This is a genomic window from Oceaniglobus roseus (assembly GCF_002869745.1).
GTDB classification, from domain to species: Bacteria; Pseudomonadota; Alphaproteobacteria; order Rhodobacterales; family Rhodobacteraceae; genus Oceaniglobus; species Oceaniglobus roseus.
The window spans coordinates 33,067-51,979 of record NZ_PNOS01000036.1; the positions used below are offsets into that span (position 1 = coordinate 33,067).

At 70.0% G+C, this 18,913-nt stretch carries 22 protein-coding genes; 8 read left to right on the forward strand and 14 right to left on the reverse strand.

Annotated elements, in window-relative coordinates; translation table 11 throughout:
- Positions 1–49 precede the first annotated feature (49 nt).
- The 7 genes from chlG to A7B20_RS16595 all read left to right on the forward strand — a co-directional run bounded on the left by chlG (position 50) and on the right by A7B20_RS16595 (position 5,249).
- Positions 50–958 carry a chlorophyll synthase ChlG gene (chlG, locus tag A7B20_RS16565; protein WP_102109698.1) on the forward strand — a complete coding sequence of 303 codons (909 nt, stop codon included), beginning with the start codon at positions 50–52 and terminating at the stop codon, positions 956–958.
- Positions 955–2,238 carry a BCD family MFS transporter gene (locus A7B20_RS16570; protein WP_102109699.1) on the forward strand — a complete coding sequence of 428 codons (1,284 nt, stop codon included), beginning with the start codon at positions 955–957 and terminating at the stop codon, positions 2,236–2,238. The genes chlG and A7B20_RS16570 overlap by 4 nt, the downstream gene beginning before the upstream one ends.
- 3 nt (positions 2,239–2,241) lie before the next feature.
- Positions 2,242–3,438 (forward strand): geranylgeranyl diphosphate reductase, encoded by a 1,197-nt coding sequence (locus A7B20_RS16575; protein WP_102109700.1) that lies wholly within the window; start codon positions 2,242–2,244, stop codon positions 3,436–3,438.
- Positions 3,435–3,965 (forward strand): isopentenyl-diphosphate Delta-isomerase, encoded by a 531-nt coding sequence (gene idi / locus A7B20_RS16580; protein WP_102109701.1) that lies wholly within the window; start codon positions 3,435–3,437, stop codon positions 3,963–3,965. The genes A7B20_RS16575 and idi overlap by 4 nt, the downstream gene beginning before the upstream one ends.
- A 130-nt stretch (positions 3,966–4,095) precedes the next feature.
- On the forward strand, positions 4,096–4,659 hold the full coding sequence (locus tag A7B20_RS16585) for a L,D-transpeptidase (RefSeq protein WP_102109702.1): 564 nt from the start codon (positions 4,096–4,098) through the stop codon (positions 4,657–4,659).
- 55 nt (positions 4,660–4,714) lie between these two features.
- Positions 4,715–4,957, forward strand: coding sequence for a type II toxin-antitoxin system ParD family antitoxin (locus A7B20_RS16590; protein ID WP_102109703.1), 243 nt, complete (start codon positions 4,715–4,717; stop codon positions 4,955–4,957).
- Positions 4,947–5,249, forward strand: a complete 303-nt coding sequence (locus A7B20_RS16595) for a type II toxin-antitoxin system RelE/ParE family toxin (protein WP_102109704.1) — start codon at positions 4,947–4,949, stop codon at positions 5,247–5,249. The genes A7B20_RS16590 and A7B20_RS16595 overlap by 11 nt, the downstream gene beginning before the upstream one ends.
- Before the next feature lie 68 nt (positions 5,250–5,317).
- On the opposite strand, the gene dxs is transcribed toward A7B20_RS16595, so the two are convergent.
- The 14 genes from dxs to A7B20_RS16665 form a co-directional block, all read right to left on the reverse strand.
- A complete protein-coding gene (dxs, locus tag A7B20_RS16600; RefSeq protein WP_102109705.1) occupies positions 5,318–7,228 on the reverse strand; it encodes a 1-deoxy-D-xylulose-5-phosphate synthase in 1,911 nt (636 codons plus the stop codon).
- Positions 7,229–7,419: 191 nt separating this feature from the next.
- Positions 7,420–7,644 carry an RC-LH1 core complex protein PufX gene (gene pufX / locus A7B20_RS16605; RefSeq protein ID WP_102109706.1) on the reverse strand — a complete coding sequence of 75 codons (225 nt, stop codon included), beginning with the start codon at positions 7,642–7,644 and terminating at the stop codon, positions 7,420–7,422.
- Between the two features lie 6 nt (positions 7,645–7,650).
- Complete coding sequence (pufM, locus tag A7B20_RS16610; protein WP_102109707.1) at positions 7,651–8,637, reverse strand: photosynthetic reaction center subunit M; 987 nt, start codon at positions 8,635–8,637, stop codon at positions 7,651–7,653.
- 13 nt (positions 8,638–8,650) lie between these two features.
- Positions 8,651–9,481 (reverse strand): photosynthetic reaction center subunit L, encoded by an 831-nt coding sequence (pufL, locus tag A7B20_RS16615; protein WP_102109708.1) that lies wholly within the window; start codon positions 9,479–9,481, stop codon positions 8,651–8,653.
- Between the two features lie 152 nt (positions 9,482–9,633).
- A complete protein-coding gene (gene pufA, locus A7B20_RS16620) occupies positions 9,634–9,807 on the reverse strand; it encodes a light-harvesting antenna LH1, alpha subunit (RefSeq protein ID WP_102109709.1) in 174 nt (57 codons plus the stop codon).
- A 14-nt stretch (positions 9,808–9,821) separates the two neighbouring features.
- Positions 9,822–9,971, reverse strand: coding sequence for a light-harvesting antenna LH1, beta subunit (gene pufB, locus A7B20_RS16625; protein ID WP_102109710.1), 150 nt, complete (start codon positions 9,969–9,971; stop codon positions 9,822–9,824).
- 122 nt (positions 9,972–10,093) lie between these two features.
- Positions 10,094–10,324: a cytochrome PufQ gene (gene pufQ, locus A7B20_RS16630; RefSeq protein ID WP_102109711.1), complete on the reverse strand. Its 231-nt coding sequence runs from the start codon at positions 10,322–10,324 to the stop codon at positions 10,094–10,096.
- Positions 10,321–11,820 carry a chlorophyllide a reductase subunit Z gene (bchZ, locus tag A7B20_RS16635; protein WP_102109712.1) on the reverse strand — a complete coding sequence of 500 codons (1,500 nt, stop codon included), beginning with the start codon at positions 11,818–11,820 and terminating at the stop codon, positions 10,321–10,323. Before bchZ ends, pufQ begins: the two co-directional genes overlap by 4 nt.
- Positions 11,821–12,031: 211 nt before the next feature.
- The gene (bchY, locus tag A7B20_RS16640; RefSeq protein ID WP_102109713.1) at positions 12,032–13,588 is read right to left on the reverse strand and encodes a chlorophyllide a reductase subunit Y; all 1,557 of its coding nucleotides are present in this window, start codon (positions 13,586–13,588) and stop codon (positions 12,032–12,034) included.
- 138 nt (positions 13,589–13,726) lie between these two features.
- On the reverse strand, positions 13,727–14,740 hold the full coding sequence (locus A7B20_RS16645; protein WP_102109714.1) for a chlorophyllide a reductase iron protein subunit X: 1,014 nt from the start codon (positions 14,738–14,740) through the stop codon (positions 13,727–13,729).
- A complete protein-coding gene (gene bchC / locus A7B20_RS16650) occupies positions 14,737–15,678 on the reverse strand; it encodes a chlorophyll synthesis pathway protein BchC (protein ID WP_102109715.1) in 942 nt (313 codons plus the stop codon). Before bchC ends, A7B20_RS16645 begins: the two co-directional genes overlap by 4 nt.
- Positions 15,679–15,801: 123 nt before the next feature.
- Positions 15,802–16,953, reverse strand: coding sequence for a methyltransferase (locus A7B20_RS16655; protein WP_102109716.1), 1,152 nt, complete (start codon positions 16,951–16,953; stop codon positions 15,802–15,804).
- Between the two features lie 84 nt (positions 16,954–17,037).
- Positions 17,038–17,352 (reverse strand): polyhydroxyalkanoic acid system family protein, encoded by a 315-nt coding sequence (locus A7B20_RS16660; RefSeq protein ID WP_102109717.1) that lies wholly within the window; start codon positions 17,350–17,352, stop codon positions 17,038–17,040.
- A 49-nt stretch (positions 17,353–17,401) separates the two neighbouring features.
- Positions 17,402–18,283, reverse strand: coding sequence for a polyprenyl synthetase family protein (locus tag A7B20_RS16665; protein WP_102109718.1), 882 nt, complete (start codon positions 18,281–18,283; stop codon positions 17,402–17,404).
- 101 nt (positions 18,284–18,384) lie between these two features.
- Between A7B20_RS16665 and A7B20_RS16670 the strand changes: the two genes are divergently transcribed.
- The coding region (locus tag A7B20_RS16670; RefSeq protein WP_157937713.1) for a phytoene desaturase family protein at positions 18,385–18,913 on the forward strand (529 nt) is incomplete at its 3' end.

The following is an 18,913-nucleotide window of genomic DNA, read 5'->3' on the forward strand; positions in this document are numbered from 1 at the left end:
GACGAGACTCTTCTTGCCAAATTGACGGCGCGGGTGTGTAGTTTACACCATGACTGTCAGCTTGGGTTTACATACGCGGCGGATTCCGGACCCGGCTTCGATGCTGGAGCTGATCAAGCCGATCACCTGGTTCCCGCCGATGTGGGCCTATCTCTGCGGCATCGTCTCTGCCGGGGTGGCGCCGTGGTCGGCCTGGCCGATGGTGCTGCTGGGCGTCGTGCTGGCCGGCCCCGTGGTCTGCGGGATGAGCCAGGCGGCGAACGACTGGTGCGACCGCCACGTCGACGCGATCAACGAACCGGGCCGCCCGATCCCGTCGGGCCGCATCCCCGGCCGCTGGGGTCTGGGCATCGCGCTGGTGATGACGGTGCTGTCGCTGGCCCTCGGCTGGCAGCTCGGGCCCTGGGGCTTCGGCGCGACGGTCTTCGGCGTGCTCGGCGCCTGGGCCTACTCGGCCGAGCCGGTGCGGCTCAAGCGCTCCGGCCTTTGGGGGCCGGGGCTGGTGGGGCTCTGTTACGAGGGGCTGCCGTGGTTCACTGGCGCCGCGGTGCTGTCGGCGGGCGCGCCCGCCGCGCCGGTGGTGATCGTCGCTCTGCTCTATGCGATCGGCGCCCATGGCATCATGACGCTGAACGACTTCAAGGCGATCGAGGGCGACCGGCAGACCGGCATCCGTTCGCTGCCCGTGGTGAAGGGGCCCGAGGTGGCGGCGAAGATCGCTTGCACCGTCATGGCCCTGCCGCAGACGCTGGTGGTCGCCCTGCTGCTGATCTGGGGGCGGCCGTGGCACGCCCTTGCCATCGCCGTGCTGCTGGTGGCCCAGTGCGCGGCCATGCGGGTGATGCTGAAGGATCCCGAGGCGAAGGCGCCCTGGTACAACGCGACCGGCGTCTCGCTCTATGTCACCGGCATGATGATCGCGGCCTTCGCGATCCGCTCCGTGGGAGGTGCCGGATGACGCTCGGCTGGCTCTCCATCGTCAGGCTCGGTCTTGTGCAGATGGCGCTTGGCGCCGTCGTGGTGCTGACGACATCGACCCTGAACCGGCTGATGGTGGTTGAACTGGCGCTTCCCGCCGTTCTGCCGGGGCTGCTGGTGGCGCTGCACTACGGCATCCAGATCACCCGCCCGAACTGGGGCTTCCTGTCCGACACCGGCGGCAACCGCACCCGCTGGATGATCGGCGGCATGGGCGCGCTGGCCACGGGCGGCTTCCTTGCCGCCTATGCGGTGACGCTGCTGGCCGACAGCTTCGCGCTCGGCATGGCGCTCTCGGTGCTGGCCTATGCGCTGATCGGCCTCGGGGTCGGCGCCTCGGGCACCTCGCTTCTGGCGCTGCTCGCCACGGCCACGGCGCCGCGGCGGCGGGCGGCGGCGGCGACGATCACCTGGCTGATGATGATCTTCGGCATCGCCGTGACCGCGGGCGTGGTCGGATCCTTCCTGCACCCGTACTCGCCCGAACTGCTGCTGGAAATCGTCGGCATCGTCACCGGCGGCGCCTTCCTGCTGACGATCCTCGCCACCTGGGGGGTCGAGCGCGGCGTGCAGGCGGTGCGCGAACCCGATCCGATGCCCTTCCGCCAGGGCCTGGCCGAGGTCTGGGCCGAACCGCGCGCCCGCGCCTTCACCATCTTCGTCTTCCTGTCGATGACCGCCTATTTCATGCAGGAGCTGATCCTCGAACCCTACGCGGGCCTCGTCTTCGCCTTCACGCCGGGCCAGTCCACCAGCCTCTCGGGGGCGCAGAACGGCGGCGTCTTCGTCGGCATGCTGCTGGTCGGCATCGCGGCGACGGGGCTGAAGCTTGGCGCGCTGCGGACCTGGGTGATCGCGGGCTGCCTCGGCTCGGCAGCCTCGCTTATCATAATTACGGTTATCGGACAGACCGGCACGCCGCTGCTGCTGCCCGCCACCGTCGCCCTCGGGCTGTTCAACGGGGTCTTCGCGGTGGCCGCCATCGGCTCGATGATGGCGCTGGCGGGCGAAGGGCGCGGCGAACGCGAAGGCACGCGGATGGGCCTCTGGGGTGCGGCGCAGGCCGTCGCCGCGGGGTTCGGCGGGCTGGTCGGGGCTGCCGCCGTCGACGTGCTCCGGCTTTTCACCGGCACCGCCACGGCCTTCGGCGCGGTCTTCCTGGTCGAGGCCGCCCTCTTCGCCGCGTCCGCCCTGATGGCGGCCCGCATCATGGAGCGCGCCCCGCGGGGCCCCTCGCCAACCCTCGTTCCCGGAGAATGACCCATGACCTATGACGTGGTGGTGATCGGCGGCGGCCCCTCGGGGGCGACCGCGGCGCAGGACCTTGCCGAAGCGGGCCGCAAGGTGGCGATGCTGGACCGCGCGGGCCGGATCAAGCCCTGCGGCGGCGCCATCCCGCCGCGGCTGATCGCCGACTTCGCGATCCCCGACAGCCAGATCGTCGCCCGCATCTCGACCGCGCGGATGATCTCGCCCACCTCCCGCGCCGTCGACATCCCGATCGAGAACGGCTTCGTCGGCATGGTCGACCGCGAGCATTTCGACGAGTTCCTGCGCGACCGCGCCGCCCGGGCCGGGGCCACCCGCCTGGCCGGCACCTTCCAGCGGATCGAGCGCGACGACACCGGCACCCATGTCGTCTACCGCGACAAGGCAAGCGGTGAATCCCGCCGCCTGGCGACGCGGCTGGTCATCGGGGCGGACGGCGCGCGGTCGAACGTCGCCAAGGCCGAGGTGCCGGGGGGCGACAGGATTCCCTACGTCATCGCCTACCACGAGATCCTGAAGGCGCCGGAGCGGTCGGAACACTGCATCAACGGCGCCTACGATCCGAAGCGCTGCGACGTGATCTACGACGGACGCATCAGCCCCGACTTCTACGGCTGGGTCTTCCCCCACGGCGACCAGCTGTCGGTGGGCATGGGCACCGGGATCGACGGGATCGACCTGAAGAAGGCCACCGCCGACCTGCGCGTCTCGGCCGGGCTGACGGGCTGCGAGACGATCCGCCGCGAGGGCGCGCCGATCCCGCTGCGCCCGATGGACAGGTGGGACAACGGGCGCGACGTGGTGCTGGCCGGCGATGCCGCGGGCGTCGTCGCGCCCAGCAGCGGCGAGGGCATCTATTATGCAATGGTCGGCGGCCGGGTCGCCGCCACCGCGGCCATCGCCGCGCTCGCCTCGGGGCGGGCGCGCGACCTCGCGCTGGCGCGCAAGCTGTTCATGAAGGAGCACAAGATGGTGTTCAAGGTCCTGCGCTCGATGCAGGACGCCTATTACAGGTCGGACGAGCGGCGCGAGCGCTTCGTCTCCCTGTGTCACGATGTCGACGTGCAAAGGTTGACCTTCGAGGCCTACATGAACAAGAAGCTGGTCGCGGCGCGTCCCATGGCGCACATCCGCATCGGCCTGAAGAACCTGGCCCACCTGACGCGACTCGTCCCGGAAACCTACGCATGACCGATCCGATCCCCGCCTATGTCGACGGCACCCTGACCCCCGTGGACAAGCTCGAGGTGCACCGCCGCGGGCTGCGCCATCCGGCGGTCTCGGTCTTCGTCATGGACGGGGCGCGGGCGCTGCTGCAACGCCGCGCACTGACGAAGTACCACACGCCGGGGCTCTGGGCGAACACCTGCTGCACCCACCCCGCCTGGGGCGAGGATCCCGCCGACTGCGCCATGCGGCGGCTCGAGGAAGAGCTGGGGATCACCGGCCTTGCCCCCGTCCACCGCGACCGGATCGAGTATCGCGCCGACGTCGGCAACGGGCTGACCGAGCACGAGGTGGTGGACCTCTATGTGGCCGAGGCGCCGAAGGGCCTGAGGATCGCCCCGAACCCCGAAGAGGTGGCCGAGACGCGCTGGACCGGCCTGGCCGAGCTGGTGGCCGAGACGCAGCGCAGGCCCGAACGCTTCACCCCTTGGCTCCGGATCTACCTGGCCGAGCATCGCGAAAGCCTGTTCGCGGGGCTGGTCCCGGTCTGAGGTGACGAAACTGTGATCGTGTCGGCGTTACCGCATTTGGCATAAATCCGCCACGCTGCACGTTGATACCCGGACAACCCGGTGTCATGCCGGTTGCAAGACCCCTCTGAACGACTGTTGAAGGACTGCCATGCTTACACGTCGTCATTTCATCCAGACGGGGACGGCGCTGGTCGCGCTCGCCCCCCTGGGTGTCAAGGCCCACGTCGGGCCCCCCCACACCACCCCCGAAAGCTTCGAACCCGTCGTCAAGCGCATCCGCGACGACGTGCCGCCGGGCAGCATCCACATCTTCCCGAACTACTTTGTGCTCTATTTCGTGACCCAGCCCGGGGTGGCCACGGAATACCACGTCGCGGTCGGCGAGCAGGGGCGCAACTACAAGGGCCGCGCCACGATCCGGCGCAAGGTCGAGTGGCCCAGCTGGACGCCCACGAAGAACATGATCCGCCGCGAGCCCGAGAAGTACGGCAAGTATGCGGGCGGGATGCCGGGCGGCCCGGACAATCCGCTGGGGGCGCGGGCGATGTACCTCTACAGCGGCGGGCGCGACACGCACTACCGCATCCACGGCACGCCCCAGCCCTGGACCATCGGCACCGCCGTCTCCTCGGGCTGCATCCGGCTGAAGAACGAGCATGTGATCGGCCTTTACGAGATGGTCGACATCGGCGCGCCGGTCCGCGTCTATTGACCGGCGGCGGCGGGTTTGGCAGGCTTTGCCAAACCCGCCGCTCCGGAGTCGCGCCATGGCCACGATGAACGTCTCGCTTCCCGAACCGATGAAGGCCTTCGCCGAGGCGCAGGCGAAGGGCGGACGCTATGCCAACGTGTCCGACTACGTCCGCGACCTGATCCGCCGCGATCTCGAGCGGCAGGAAGCCACCGCCGGATTGCGCGCGCTGGTCGAGGAAGGACTGGCGAGCGGCGCGGCCGAACCCTTCGACATCGACGACTTCCGCGCCGAGATGCACCGCCTGCATGAGGGCTGAGCCCCTTCGCCTGGTCTTCCGCCCCGCCGCCCTGTCCGACCTGACCGCGATCTGGCGCTTCGGCGCGGGCCGCTGGGGGGTCGCGCAGGCCGACCGCTATGCCGGCTCCGTCGACCGCCTCTGCCGCCTGCTCTGCACCGATCCGCTTCTCGGCCGCGCCGAGCCGGAGCTGGGCGAGGGCCTCCGCCTTGCCGTCCACGCGCCGCACCTGGTCCTGTACCGCGTCGCGGGCGGGCGGCTGGAGGTGGTTCGGATCCTGCACGAACGGCTGGACCGGCGGCGGGGGATCTGAGGGGCGTCACTGCCGAAGGCGTCCGGGGAGGGGCGCGGCACCGCCGACCTCCCCGCTTGCAACCGCGCTCAGGCGCGCCGCACCCCGAACTCCGGCATCGCCACCCCGAGCGCGTCAAGCGCCCCGGCAACGATGTCCTGCGCCGTCAGCCCCGCGTCGGCGTACATCTCGGCCGGGCTCGCCTGCTCGATGAAGCGGTCGGGCAGGGTCAGGGTGCGGATGCGTAGCCCCCGGTCCAAGAGCCCCCGCGCAGCGAGGTGGTGCAGCACCATGGCGCCGAAACCGCCCCGCGCCCCCTGCTCCACCGTGACCACCGCCGCATGTTCGCGCGCCAGACGCTCGATCAGGTCGGTGTCCAGCGGCTTGGCGAAACGCGCGTCGGCCACCGTCACCGAGATCCCGCGCGCCTCCAGCGCCTCGGCCGCCAGACGGCACTCCGACAGGTGCGCGCCATAGGACAGCAGCGCGACCTGCGTGCCCTCGGCCACGATCCGGCCGCGCCCGATCTCCAGCACCTCGCCCCGCTCGGGCAGCTCGACCCCCACCCCCTCGCCGCGGGGATAGCGGAAGGCGATCGGCCCCTCGTCGAAGGCGGCGGCGGTGGCGACCATGTGCACCAGTTCCGCCTCGTCCCCCGCGGCCATCACGGTGAAGCCCGGCAGATTCGCCAGGTAGGCAATGTCGAAGGCGCCCGCATGGGTCGCCCCGTCGGCGCCCACCAGCCCGGCGCGGTCGATGGCGAAGCGCACCGGCAGCTTCTGGAGCGCCACGTCATGCACGATCTGGTCGTAGCCGCGTTGCAGGAAGGTCGAGTAGATGGCGCAGAACGGCTTCAGCCCGCTGGCCGCCAGGCCGGCCGCGAAGGTGACGCCGTGCTGTTCCGCGATGCCGACGTCGAACACCCGGCCCGGAAACCGCTTCGCCATGATCGCGGTGCCGGTGCCCGTGGGCATCGCCGCCGTCACCGCGACGATGGCGGGATCGCGCGACGCCTCGGCCGTCAGCGCCTCGCCGAAGACCTTGGTATAGGCCGGGGCGTTGGAGCTGCCCTTGGCCTGCGCGCCCGAGACCACGTCGAACTTCGCGACGCCGTGGTACTTGTCCGCCGCCGCCTCGGCAAAGCTGTAGCCCTTGCCCTTCACCGTGCAGCAGTGGATCAGTACCGGCCCCCTGGCCCGCGCCTTCGCCGCCCGCAGCACCGCCAGGAGCTGCCCCATGTCATGTCCGTCCACGGGTCCGACATAGGTGAAGCCCAGCTGCTCGAACAGCGTCCCCTGCCCCGGCGCGCCGGTCATCAGCTGGCGCGCGCGCCGCGCGTGGTCGCGGAGGGGGCCGGGCAGCGCCGCCTCGAACCCCTCGGCCATCTGGTGCAGCGGCGTCTTCGCCCAGAGCCCAGAGAGATAGGCCGACATCGCGCCGACGGGGGTGTCGATGCTCATCTCGTTGTCGTTCAGGATCACGAACAGCCGCCGCCCCTCGGACCCGGCATTGTTCAGCGCCTCGTAGGCCATCCCGGCCGAGATCGAGCCGTCGCCGATCACCGCGATCGCGTCGCCGGTCGACTGCCCCATGTCGCGCCCCACCGCAAAGCCGAGCGCGGCCGAGATCGAGGTCGAGGAATGGGCGGCGCCGAACGGGTCGTGGCGGGACTCGCTGCGCTTGGTGAAGCCCGACAGACCGTCCTTCTGGCGCAGGGTGCGGATGCGGTCGCGCCGCCCGGTCAGGATCTTGTGGGGATAGCACTGGTGCCCGACGTCCCAGATCAGCTTGTCGTGGGGCGTGTTGAACACCGCGTGCAGCGCCACCGTCAGCTCGACCACCCCGAGGGAGGATCCGAGATGGCCGCCGGTGACGGAGACGGCCGATATGACCTCCTCGCGCAGCTCCCGCGCCAGGGTGGCGAGGGTGGCGTCGGGCAGCCCCTTCAGGTCGGCGGGCCCGGCGATGCGGTCGAGGGTCGGTGTGGCGGGACGGGTCATGGCAGCCTCCGGTCTGGAGATTGGCCCTCCCGCGGCCCCGGGAAGATGCGCCGCAGAGACGTTACGCTCTGCGGCGCAGTTCCTGTAGCCAACAGGAGGGAACCGGGGTCAGGAACCCCGAGGTACCGCACCCCGGGAAAAGGGTGCGATCCGTGAAGCCCGGGCCGCGGCGGACCACGGCCCGGGCGAACTCATGCGAACGCGCCCAGGACGGCCTTGCCCGTGTCGAGCGCGGCATAGGGATCCTCGGGCAGCCAGCCGCTGATCGCGCGGAGGATGAGGATCAGGGCGATGACGCCGAAGAACACGCAGGCGGCATAGATCGCGCCAAGGGACATCTGGGTGAAGATCCACATCTTCAGGCTGGGTTCGTTGCCTTCCAGGTACCACTTCGCATTGGGGGACTTGTCAGCCATGGTCCGTCACTCCTTCGCCGGGGGCAGATAGTACTTGAAGTCTTCTGCGGTCTGCGCCGGGACATAGTTCTCGGCCGCGCCGTATCCGTGCTCCTGCGCCCAGATGAACCAGTTGTCGACCACGGTGCCGGTCAGCAGGATCCCGATGCCGCCCGTGAGCGTGGTCAGGACCGCGAACCACCAGGCCCAGCGGTGGATGCCCTCCATCGTGGCGTTGAAGCCCATGGTCCAGCGCCAGAACAGGCCCGCCCGTTCCGAAGCCGTGCCGCGGTCGGCGATCTGCTCAAGCTCGCGGTCGCCGCCGAAGCGGGAGACGGCGAGGATCGTCGCCCCGTGCATGGCGAACAGCAGGGCCGAGCCGTAGAGGAAGGCGATGCTGAGACCGTGGAACGGGTTGTAGAACAGGTTGCCGTAGCTGAGCGAGAACAGGTTCGTCCAGTCGAGGTGCGGGAAGATGCCGTAGGGCACCGCCTCGGACCAGGATCCCATGAGGATCGGCCGGATCAGGCCGAGCACCAGGAACAGCCAGATCGCGCTGGCGAAGGCGTAGCAGACGTGCTTGCCCATCCCCAGCTGCTGCGCCAGCACATAGGAGCGGATCCACCAGCTGATCACGGCGACGAGCAGGAAGAAGCTCGCGATCAGCCACAGCCCGCCCTCGAACAGCGGCGCGTTCAGCGACAGGCCGTATTCCGGCGATGGCGGCTCGAGCGCCATGTAGAACAGGTCGCGCAGGAAGCGGGCGGGGTTGAAATCGGCCTGGACCCAGAACGAGATGCCGACGATGAAGAACCACAGCCCCCCCGCGGCGAGCGAGACCACGCCGAACGGCCCGAGGTAGACGGGGCCGAGCTGCGCGTTGCCGAACCACCCCATGAGCGAGGAGAAGCCGGCGGTCGTGGTGCGGTCCCGAAGGTCCGCATCCTCGACCATTCCCATCTCGGGCGGGCCCTGGACCTGAACCTGTGTAAAGATGTTCTGATAGCTTGCCATTTGCATAGCCTCCTTACAGGTCAGCCCACCAGGGCAGGTTGAGGTACCAGTCCCACCAGACGACCCACTGGTCGAACCAGACGGTGCCCGAGATCACGATGCAGACCGCGCTCCAGAACCCCGCGTTCAGCGCCAGGAGCAGGCCCAGGCGGTGGATGCCGAGGGGCCCGATCGAGTAGCCGATGAAGTCGCGGAAGAACGTGTCTTCATGGTCCGGCTGGCGCATGGTCTTGCCCTTCTCCGGGTTGGCCGCCGACAGGATCAGTGACCCGTGCAGCGCCAGCGCGAAGCAGGTGGTGAAGAAGAACGTCACCGCCACCATGTGGGCCGGGTTGTAGTGGAAGTTGCCGTAGAGATAGCCGGTGTAGCTGACCCAATCGAGGTGGCTCCAGATCCCGTAGGGAAAGCCGTGCCCCCAGGCGCCCAGCAGGACAGGGCGGATCACCGTCAGCGTCGTGTAGGCGAGGATCGCGAAGGCGAAGGCGACCGGCACGTGGTAGCCGATGCCGAGCTTGCGGCAGATCTCGACCTCCCTCAGCGCCCAGCTGATGAAGGCGCCGTGGGCGCAGATGGTGATGATCTGCCAGAGCCCCCCCTCGGCCAGCGGCGCCGCGCCGAGTCCGTAGGAGATCGCGGGCGGGTTGACCGAGATCAGCCAGGGGTTCCAGGTGCCCTGCAGCGTGGCGCTGTAGAACACCAGGATGGTGCCGAGACCGGCAAAGAAGACGGTCGTGACGCCGAAGAAGCCGACGAAGAAAGGACCGACCCAGAAGTCGAACAGATCGCCGCCGACAAGCGTGCCGCCGGGCACGCGATATTTACGTTCGAAGCTGAGCAGTGCCATACTTCCCTCTCCGCTCTGCGGCCGTGGCCCGCGGTGCCCCGCGCGTCATGCGGCCTTCGCATGTGTTGATTTGCCGGGGCGACACGCTGGGCGCGCCGCCCGCAGCTGCTGGTCCGCGACCGTCCGATGCGCCGCGCGAAGGCGGCGCCCCGTCACTCGCCCGCGGCCGTTTCCTGCTTGACCATCTCGAACCAGTTGTAGCCGTCCGCCCCGGTGCTGAGCAGGACGAGGTGGATCATCGCCGCCAGCAGGAACAGGAAGACGCCCTGGGCCACGAACACGCGGCGGGGGTCGAAGATGAGCCAGATCTTGTAGAATTTTGCCATTTCTCAGATCTCCTTCAGAGCCACGGTTTCCAGATGAAAACCGCCAGGTGAGCGACGACGGCAACGGCTGAGAACAGCCAGAGCCCGCTCATGTAGACGGAGTGCAATTCCTGCGCCTGCTCGTCGGTAAGACCTGTGAACGACAGGTCGGTTCTATCAGCCATTGTTACTCTCCTCTGGATCGTAAAGCTGACGCCGCGGATCCCCGCGGCCGGGTCCCGGCAGGAGCGCCCTGCCGGACTTCACCCCCCGCCTTGGAGGGGCAAAATGGTGGTCCGGCCCGAAGTCAGGCCGAGAAGATCATCGGGGTGATGATCCGCGCCTGGCTCCAGGCGCGGGCGATCGGCCCCTTCCTCGGGATCGTCATCTGGCGCAGCGCCGACAGCGCCCAGGTCAGGCACGAGAGCGGCAGCGTCGCCAGGAAGATGATCGCGAAATAGGCGTAGAACTCGGCCCGGGGCGCGCGCTGGTGCTTCGCCTGCGCGTGCATCGGGCTGTCGGAGGTGAAATCGCTCATCGTCTCTCTCCCTGTTGGTCGCGCCTCGGCGCGGTCGTCTTCTGTGCCGCGGGCGCCTTCGACAGCGCCTCTACGGTTTCGCGCACCACCCGCTCGGCCCCCTGCGCCAGCGCCGACCGTTCGGCGGCGTCGCGCAGGGACTTCGCGGCGGAAATGCGGGTCAGCACGGGATGCTCGGCGACGATCCGGTCCAGCGCCGCCTGCGCGTCGGCATCCCAGGGGAAGTCGCGGCGCAGCGTCGTCGGCGTCGCCTCGGCCGCGTCCATCTCCGAGCCGAGCGGCAGGATGTGGAACAGCGCGTCGAACAGCCCGTTGCACACCTCCTGCACCAGGTAGGTCGCCCCGGCGAAGCCCATGAAGGGGGTGCCGGTGGCGCGCCGGATCGCGGCGCCGGGGAAGGAGGCGGGCAGGAAGGCCGGGCTCGGCCCGTGGCCGCCCTTCAGCTCGGCGAGGTACATCTTCTCGTTGATCGACCCCATCACGATCAGCGGCCGCTTCGCCGCCATCAGCGAGCGCACCTCCTCGTTGTTGGTCTTCTTCCCGGCCACCCGCGCCACCGCGAAGGCGCAGGGCAGGCCCAGGTCGTCCTCCAGGAACTTGCGCACGCCGCGGGCATAGGTCTCGTTCGCGACGATGGCGAAGCTCGCGGTGCAGAAGAAATCCTGCGTGACCGAGCGCCACAGGTCCCAGACCGGCTTGATCGTCGAATGCTTTTCGCGCTCGATGAAGGGCTCGACATCCAGCTCCAGCAGCACGCCCAGCTTCCGCAGGAAGGCCACCGTGCTCTCGATCCCGATCGGCGCCTGCAGGTAGGGCTTGCCGAGGCATTCGCAGAGGCCCCGGCCGAACTCGCGGTACATGCAGATGTTGACGTCGGCGTTCACGAGGTTGCGCATCTCGGCCAGATGCGCCCCGAGCGGCATCACCATGTTGACCTCGGCGCCGATCCCCTCGACCAGGCGGCGGATCTCGTGCAGGTCGCTGGCCGAGTTGAACGTGCCGTACATCGGCCCGAGGATGTTGACCCGGGGCTTCGCCCCCGCCTCGCGCGTCTTCTCCGGCGGCATCCGCCCCTTGGTCATGCCGAACTCGGTGAAGATCCAGGTCATCGCCCGGTCGGCGGCCTCCCACTGGTCCTCGTCGATGGTGCGAGGCAGGAAGCGCTGGATGTTGGTGCCCTGGGGCGTCACCCCGCCGCCGATCATCTCGGCGATCGAGCCGGTGACGACCACCGCCGGAAGCGCCGGATCCAGCACCTCCCAGGCGCGCTTCATCGCCTCCTCGGTGCCCGAGCCCATCTCGCCCTCGCCCAGGCCCGTCACCACGATCGGCAACTCGTGCGGCGGCAGCGCGTCGGTGTAATGCAGCACGGATGTCACCGGCAGGTTCTCGCAGCCCACGGGCCCGTCGATCACCACCTGCAACCCCTTCACGGCGCAGAAGGCATAGACCGCGCCCCAGTAACCGCCCGCCCGGTCGTGGTCCTGGATCAGCACGGGGACACCTCCCCTGCTTCTTCTTTGCCCAAATACTCACGGCGGAATGCCAGATCACCCGGAGCCGACGACACCGCGGCGCACAGTCTCCCTCCCCCTGCAGGGGGGAGGGCCGGGGTGGGGGCCGCCCGGACATGCAACCGGGTGCGCACGCAGGTTTCTTGCGAAACCCGCTTTCGCGCAAACGGCGAAAATCTGCGATCTTCGCCGGTCATATCATCTGCTCCGCCTTGGCGGCGCGGGCGGCCTTGTCCAGCTTCTTCTGGTGCTGCGCGCGGAAGTCGGGGCGCAGGTTCGGCGCGCCCTCCCAGACACCGGCGGTGTCGCCCGCGCCCACGCCCTCGAAGAAGGCCTTCATCCGGTCCATCCGCCCCTTGTTGGCGATGGCCGCGTTGATCACCTCGGCCAGCGATCCCGCCCCCGCCGGTCCCATCAGGGGCCGCGCCGAGATCAGGTTGGTGAAGTAAAGCCCGGGAATGCCCAGCTGCTTCGCCTTCTGCACCACCGGCGTCGTGCCGATGGCAAGGTCGGGCTGCATCGCCTCCATCGCCGCGCAATCGTCTTCCAGCGAGGCGCGGTACTTCACCGTCACGCCGCGCGCCTCCAGCCAGTCACGATCCCAGGCCGAGGCCTCGGTCCTCGGGCAGGCCGTGCCGACGTAAGGCACCTCCGCCCCGCTCTCGATCAGCAGCCGGGCGACCAGCAGCTCCGAGCCCTCGTAGCCCGACAGCGTGATCCGCCCCTTGATGGGGGTGGCCGCCAGCGCGCCGGAGATCGCGGGGAGAAACGCGTTCTGGGCGGCGGCCACCTTGTCGGCGGCGATCCCGAAGGCGGCCCCGACATTCGCCAGCCACGCGGCCGTGCCGTCGCGCCCGACGGGGGCAGAGCCGACGATGGGCCGGCCGGCTGCGGTAAACTCCCGCATGCTGGCGGTGTAGAACGGATGGATCGCCGCGGCCGCGCCGCAGTCGAGCGCGGCGTAAAGCTCGCGCCACTCGCGGCAGGGCACCACGGGACCGGCGGCCAGGCCCATGGGGGCCAGCATCGCGCCGATCATCATCGGGTCTGCCGGGAACATCTCGCCCAACAGCGCCAGCTGCGGCCGGTCGGACCGTCCGCCCGAAGGCCGCTGCACGGGGCCCGCCATCGCCTCCTTGCGGGCATAGGCCAGCATCGCGCCCGCCAGCACGTCCTTCGCCTCGGCATGGGTCGGGATGCCGAAGCCCGGCACGTCGATCCCGACGATCCGGACGCCGTTGATCTCTTCGGGCAGCAGGCGCAGCGGCACCCCGCTCGCCGTCGGCACGCAGAGGTTCGTCACCACGATCGCGTCGTAGCGGTCGGGATCGGCCATGTCGTGGACCGCGGCGCGGATGTCCTCGAACAGCTTGCCGGTCACCAGCGTCTCCGAGTTGAACGGCACGTATCCGACCGACCGCCGCGCCCCGTAGAAATGCGACACGAAGGTCAGCCCGTAGACGCAGCAGGCCGAGCCCGACAGCACCGTCGCCACCCGCCGCATCCGCAGACCCACGCGCAGCGACCCGAAGGCCGGGCACATCGACTGCGGCTTGTCGTGGGGCCCCTGCGGATAGTCCCGCGCATAGCGGTCGAGGATCTCGGACTGGCCCGCCCTGCGCGCCGCCGCCTCCATCTCGGCCGCGCCCGCGTGGCAGCCCATGCCGTCCTGCGGCAGGTCCGACGCGCGGCCCTCGCCCTCGATCACCGGGACCTGGCCCGTGGCGTCATATGTGGTCTCGCCACTCATGCGGCCGCACCCTCGGGCGCTTCGAGTTGACGGGGCGCCCTTTGGCCAGTGTCGGGCCGTGAGTATTTGGACAAAGAAGAAACAGGGGTCTGCGCGAGCCGGGCGAGGCCGGTTTCGAATTCCGAAAGGCGGTCGAGGTCAAACATCGTCGTAGATCACTTCCAGGCTCTGCTTCGGGGCCGCGTTCTTGCCGCGCATGTCGGTGTCGGTCGCGGGGACCAGTTGGTAATCTCCGCCGGTGTCCTTGGCGTCGAACAGGCCCAGAAGCCCGTCCTGGTCCAGCGGCTTCGGGCGGACCGGCGGCGCACTCGCCACCGCCTCGGCCAGCCCCGCGAACAACTCGCCCCACTGCGATTTCGCCGTGCCGACAATCTGGTAGTTCGCGGACTTCTTCCTCAGGTCGTCGTCCTGCGGGATCGCCGCCAGCACGGGGATCTTCACCGCCTCGGCAAAGGCCTGCGCCTCGCCCGAACCGTCGTCCTTGTTGATGACCAGCCCCGCGACGCCGACGTTGCCGCCAAGCTTGCGGAAGTATTCCACCGCCGAGCAGACGTTGTTCGCCACGTAGAGCGACTGCAGGTCGTTCGACCCGACCAGGATCACCTTCTGCGCCATGTCCCGCGCGATCGGCAGGCCGAAGCCGCCGCAGACCACGTCGCCGAGGAAGTCGAGCAGGACATAGTCGAAGTCCCAGTCGTGGAACCCCAGCTTCTCCAGCAGTTCGAAGCCGTGGATGATCCCGCGCCCGCCGCAGCCACGGCCCACCTCGGGCCCGCCCAGTTCCATCGCGAAGACGCCGCCGCGCTTGAAGCAGACGTCGCCGATCTTCACCTCCTCGCCGGCGAGCTTCTTCCGGGTCGAGGTCTCGATGATCGTCGGGCAGGCCTTGCCGCCGAACAGCAGCGAGGTCGTGTCGGATTTCGGATCGCAGCCGATCAGCAGCACCCGCTTGCCCTGCTCGGCCATCATGTGGCTGAGGTTGGCCAGCGTGAAGGACTTGCCGATGCCGCCCTTGCCGTAGATCGCGATGATCTGGGTCTTCGACGTCGGCGCGCCCTGGGGCACCTCCAGCGTCGGCTCGGCGGCCTCCGCCTTCAGCGCGGCGTCGTAGCTCCGCAGGTCGGGAACGGTTTTCGGGTCGTCGAGGCTCATGGCTGGCCTTTCCAGTCGAGGATCATTTTCAGGCAGGCGGAGTCGTCGAACGCCGTCGCATAGGCGGCAGGCGCCTGCCCCGCCGGCGCGGTGTGCGAGATCAGCCCGTCGAGCGAGAGCGCGCCCGACTCGACGAGGTCGCGGGTGCGCTCGAGGTCGGCGCGGGTCCATTCCGCCGCCACGCGCAGCCGCGCCTCCTTCATGAAGGCGGGCGGGAAGGCGAAGGAGATCGGGTCGGCGTAGAAGCCGGCCAGCACGATCTCGCCGCCCTTCGTCAGGCGCCCGATCAGCTCGGGGATGACCGAGGCCTGCCCCGAGGCATCGTAGATCGCGCCGTAGCCGCGCCGCGACTCCGCCTCGGGCGAGATCACGTCGTACCCGGTGGCGCCGTGGCGGCGGGCCGGGTCGATCTCCCAGACCACCGGCGCGGGCGCGCCAAGCGCCATGGTCAGCCGCGCCAGCAGCCGCCCGACGACGCCGTGGCCGACGATCAGCTCGGGCAGGGTGTCAACCTTGCCTGACATCGCGTGCAGCGCCGTGGCCGCCAGCGCCAGCAGCGCGCCCTCCGCCTTGTGCGCCGGGTCGATTCGCACGACGCGCTCGGCCGGGGTGACGAGGCGGCGCGAGGCGCCGCCGAACAGCCCGCGCACCCCGCCGAAGCAGTCGGCGCCGGGCACGAAGACCCGCTGGCCGAGGCGGAAGGCCGATCCGGCCGGGGCCTCCACGACCTCGCCCGTGGCCTCGTAACCCGGCACAAGGGGATAACCCATGCCCGGAAACCGCGGCATCCGGCCGTTCCAGAACAGCTTTTCCGTGCCGGTGGAGATTCCCGAGTGGCTGACCTCGATCACCAGGTCGCCCGGCCCCGGCGGGTTCAGCGCCACGTCGGCCAGACCGATATCTCCGGGGGCGGTCATGATCACGGCAGTGGTGTGCACGTTGAGCCCTCCCTGGATCTTCGGTGCGAGTCGGTGCGCTGTTTCGCGTCTCCGCATGTGTCACTTTAATCTGACACATCAAACTGTCAATCCATTTAGACAGTCGGAGACTTGCCCGCCCGATCAGTCCTTGCGGCCGGGCTTTCGCGCCAGGACGACGGAGGTGACGAAGGCCCGGTCGGTCGAGGGCGACTCGATGCTCTCGAATCCCGCCGCCTCGACCATGTCGCAGATCTCGTCGGCCGAGCGCACGCGCCCGGTCCGCATCGCAAGGCAGTAGAGCGCGAAATAGACGTCGCCCACCCGGTCCGGCGCGGCCCCGCCCGACATCGGCTCCGAGACGATCAGCCGCCCGCCGGGGGGCAGCGCGGCGAAGACCGCGGCCAGCAGCGCCTCGACCGTCGCGTCGGAATGATCGTAGAGCACGCGCACCAGGCTCACCGCATCCGCGCCCGCGGGCAGCGGATCGTCCCGGAACGAACCGCCGACGACGCGCACCCGCTCCGCCATCCCCGCCGCGTCGAAGGCCGCCTCGGCCACCGGCACCACGGCGGGCAGGTCGAACAGCGTCATCTCCAGCCCCGGATAGAGCCGCCCGGCATGGCGCAGGAAGGCGCCGGTGCCACCGCCGATGTCCAGCAGGTGGTCGACGTCGCGCAGCGGCACATGGCGCAGCGTCTCCTCCGCCACCAGCGCCTGGCTCTCGGTCATCAGCCCCGAGTATCGCGCGGCCAGCTCCGGATCCTCCGCCGCCGCCGCCCCGAAGACATAGGGCCAGAACCCCGCCAGCTCGGTCTCGGTCTCGCCCCGGAAGAAGGCCACCGGATCGGCGAGGTCGCGGTAAAGCACGTCGTGATGCCGGATCATGGCCTCCAGCCCGGGCACCCCCAGCAGCGCCGCGCCGCGCAGAGCGGTGCGATAGGCGCCGTGGCGCACCTCCAGCAGCTTCAGCGCCGCGCCGGCCTGGAGCAGCACCCGCAGCCGCTCGACCGGCACCGCCACCTCCCCCGCGATATCCTCGGGCGTCGCCTGCCGCTCCAAGAGCCGGTGCAGCACCCGCAGCTCGACCAGCGCCATCAGGACCTGCGACTGCGCGAAGCCCGCGACGATGTCGAACAGCGCCTGCCCCTCGCGCCGGGCCCGGCCCCGCGTCAGCAGGAAGCCCGAACTCGCGCTCTGGAACCGCCGCGACGCCGCCAGCCGGTTGCGCCAGGCGAACAGCCGCCGCGCCCGCCGCGGGGCGGATGGCCCGTCCTTGGCGGCCTCATCCGCCATCTTTGCTTTCCAAATATCCCGGGGGGCCCGAAGGGCGGGGGCAGAGCCCCCTCCACGCCCGCCACCCCGCGACGCGCCCGCCGGTCACGCCACCGGCTTCGCCAGCATCCGCCCGACCGAGCGCTCGACCTCCTCGGCGATCTGCATCCGCATCATCGACAGCATCATCGGCACCTCGACCGTGCCACTCACGGCCTCTTCCGTCAGCACCGACCGCACCACGATCTTCTGGCCCATGACGCCGATGGTCAGGTGCATCCCGTCCGCACCGACTCGCTCGGCCGCGACCTGCCCGCCCCCGGGGATCGAGCGTTCGAGCTTCGGCAGACCGGCCAGCAGCCGCGCCGCCGCCTCCTCGACGTCCAGGTCGTGGGGAACGTGGAAATTCACACCGGCCATCGGGGCCTCCCTGCCTCGTGCCCCGCCGCGCTGCGCCGCCGCCGGCCACTCACTCGCCCGCGCGCACCGGCGCCACGGGGGTCAGCCGCTCGGCATACTTGCGGACCATGGCGGCCAGCATCGCCTCTCCCGCGCAGGAGGGGATCGAGGCGATGGCGCCGCCCAGGATGTCCTTCAGCCGCCGGATCGCGCCCTGCACGCCCAGTTCGGCCACCGCGTTCGGCCGCCCGTGCAGCCCGTCCTGGCCCACCGGCTTGCCCAGCGTCTCGGCATCGTAAAGCGCGTCGCGCAGGTCGTCGGCCACCTGGAAGGCCTCGCCGATCCGCGCGCCGAGTTCCTCCCAGGGTTCGGGATCCTGCCCCGCCGCCGCCGCGCCCATCTGCGTCGCGGCGATGAACAGCGCCCCGGTCTTCGCCCGGTGATAGGCCGACAGGTCGATCTGCGGCTCGCTCTCCCAGCCCTGCCCGGCGCAGATGCCGCCCGGCATCCCCGTGCGCGCGCCGAGGATGCGGATCAGCTCCACCGCGCGCCCGGCGTCCTTTCCGGCATCCCTGCCGGCGGCGCGGGCCAGCACCTCGAAGGCCATGACGATCAGGCTGTCCCCGGTCAGCACCGCCAGCGGCTGCGAGAAGGCGCGGTGCACCGCGGGCTTGCCGCGCCGCATGTCGGCATCGTCGAAGCAGGGCAGGTCGTCATGCACCAGCGAGGCGCAGTGGATCAGCTCCAGCGCCGTGGCCGCCGCATCGGTCAGCGCCGGGCGGTCGTCGCCGCAGGCCAGCGCCACGCTCATGCAGATGGTCGGGCGGATCCGCGCCCCGCCCGGCGTCACCGCGTAGTCCAGCGCCTGGGCCAGGCGCGGCGGCGCGGCGCCCCCCTGTCCGGCGCGGATCGCCTGGGAAATCGCGGCCTCGATCCGGGCATTCAGGGACATGGGGTCTCTCCTGCGGCACATGACGGGAGTGTGTCAGGTCAGACTGACACATCTGTAAATTACAGTGGACACGTTCGGGATCCGAGTCAACACTCCCCTCCATGACACACAGCGACTCCCTTGTCGTCATCGGGGCGGGCCTCGGCGGGCTTTCGGCGGCCCTTCGCCTCGCCCACGGCGGCTTCGATGTCACACTGCTCGACAGCCACGCCCATGTCGGCGGCAAGATGCGCACCCTGCCCTCCGCCGCCGGCCCGGTCGATGCGGGGCCGACGGTGCTGACCCTGCGCCCGGTGTTGGACCGCCTCTTCGCCGACGTGGGCGAGCGGCTGGAGGACCACGTCACGCTCGACCCCGAGCCGCTCCTCGCCCGCCACTTCTGGAGGGACGGCAGCAGGCTCGACCTCTTCGCCGACCCGGGCGACAGCGCCGCGGCCATCGCGGCCTTCGCCGGGGCGAAGGCGGCGCGGCAGTACCGGGCCTTCGCCGCCGACATGGCCCGGCTGTTCGACGCCTTCGAGGCGCCGATGATGCTGGCCCCGGCGCCGAACCGGCGCGCCCTCACCGCCCATGTCCTGCGCCACCCCTCCCTGGTCCCGCTGATGGCGCCCCACCGCACCATGGCCGGCG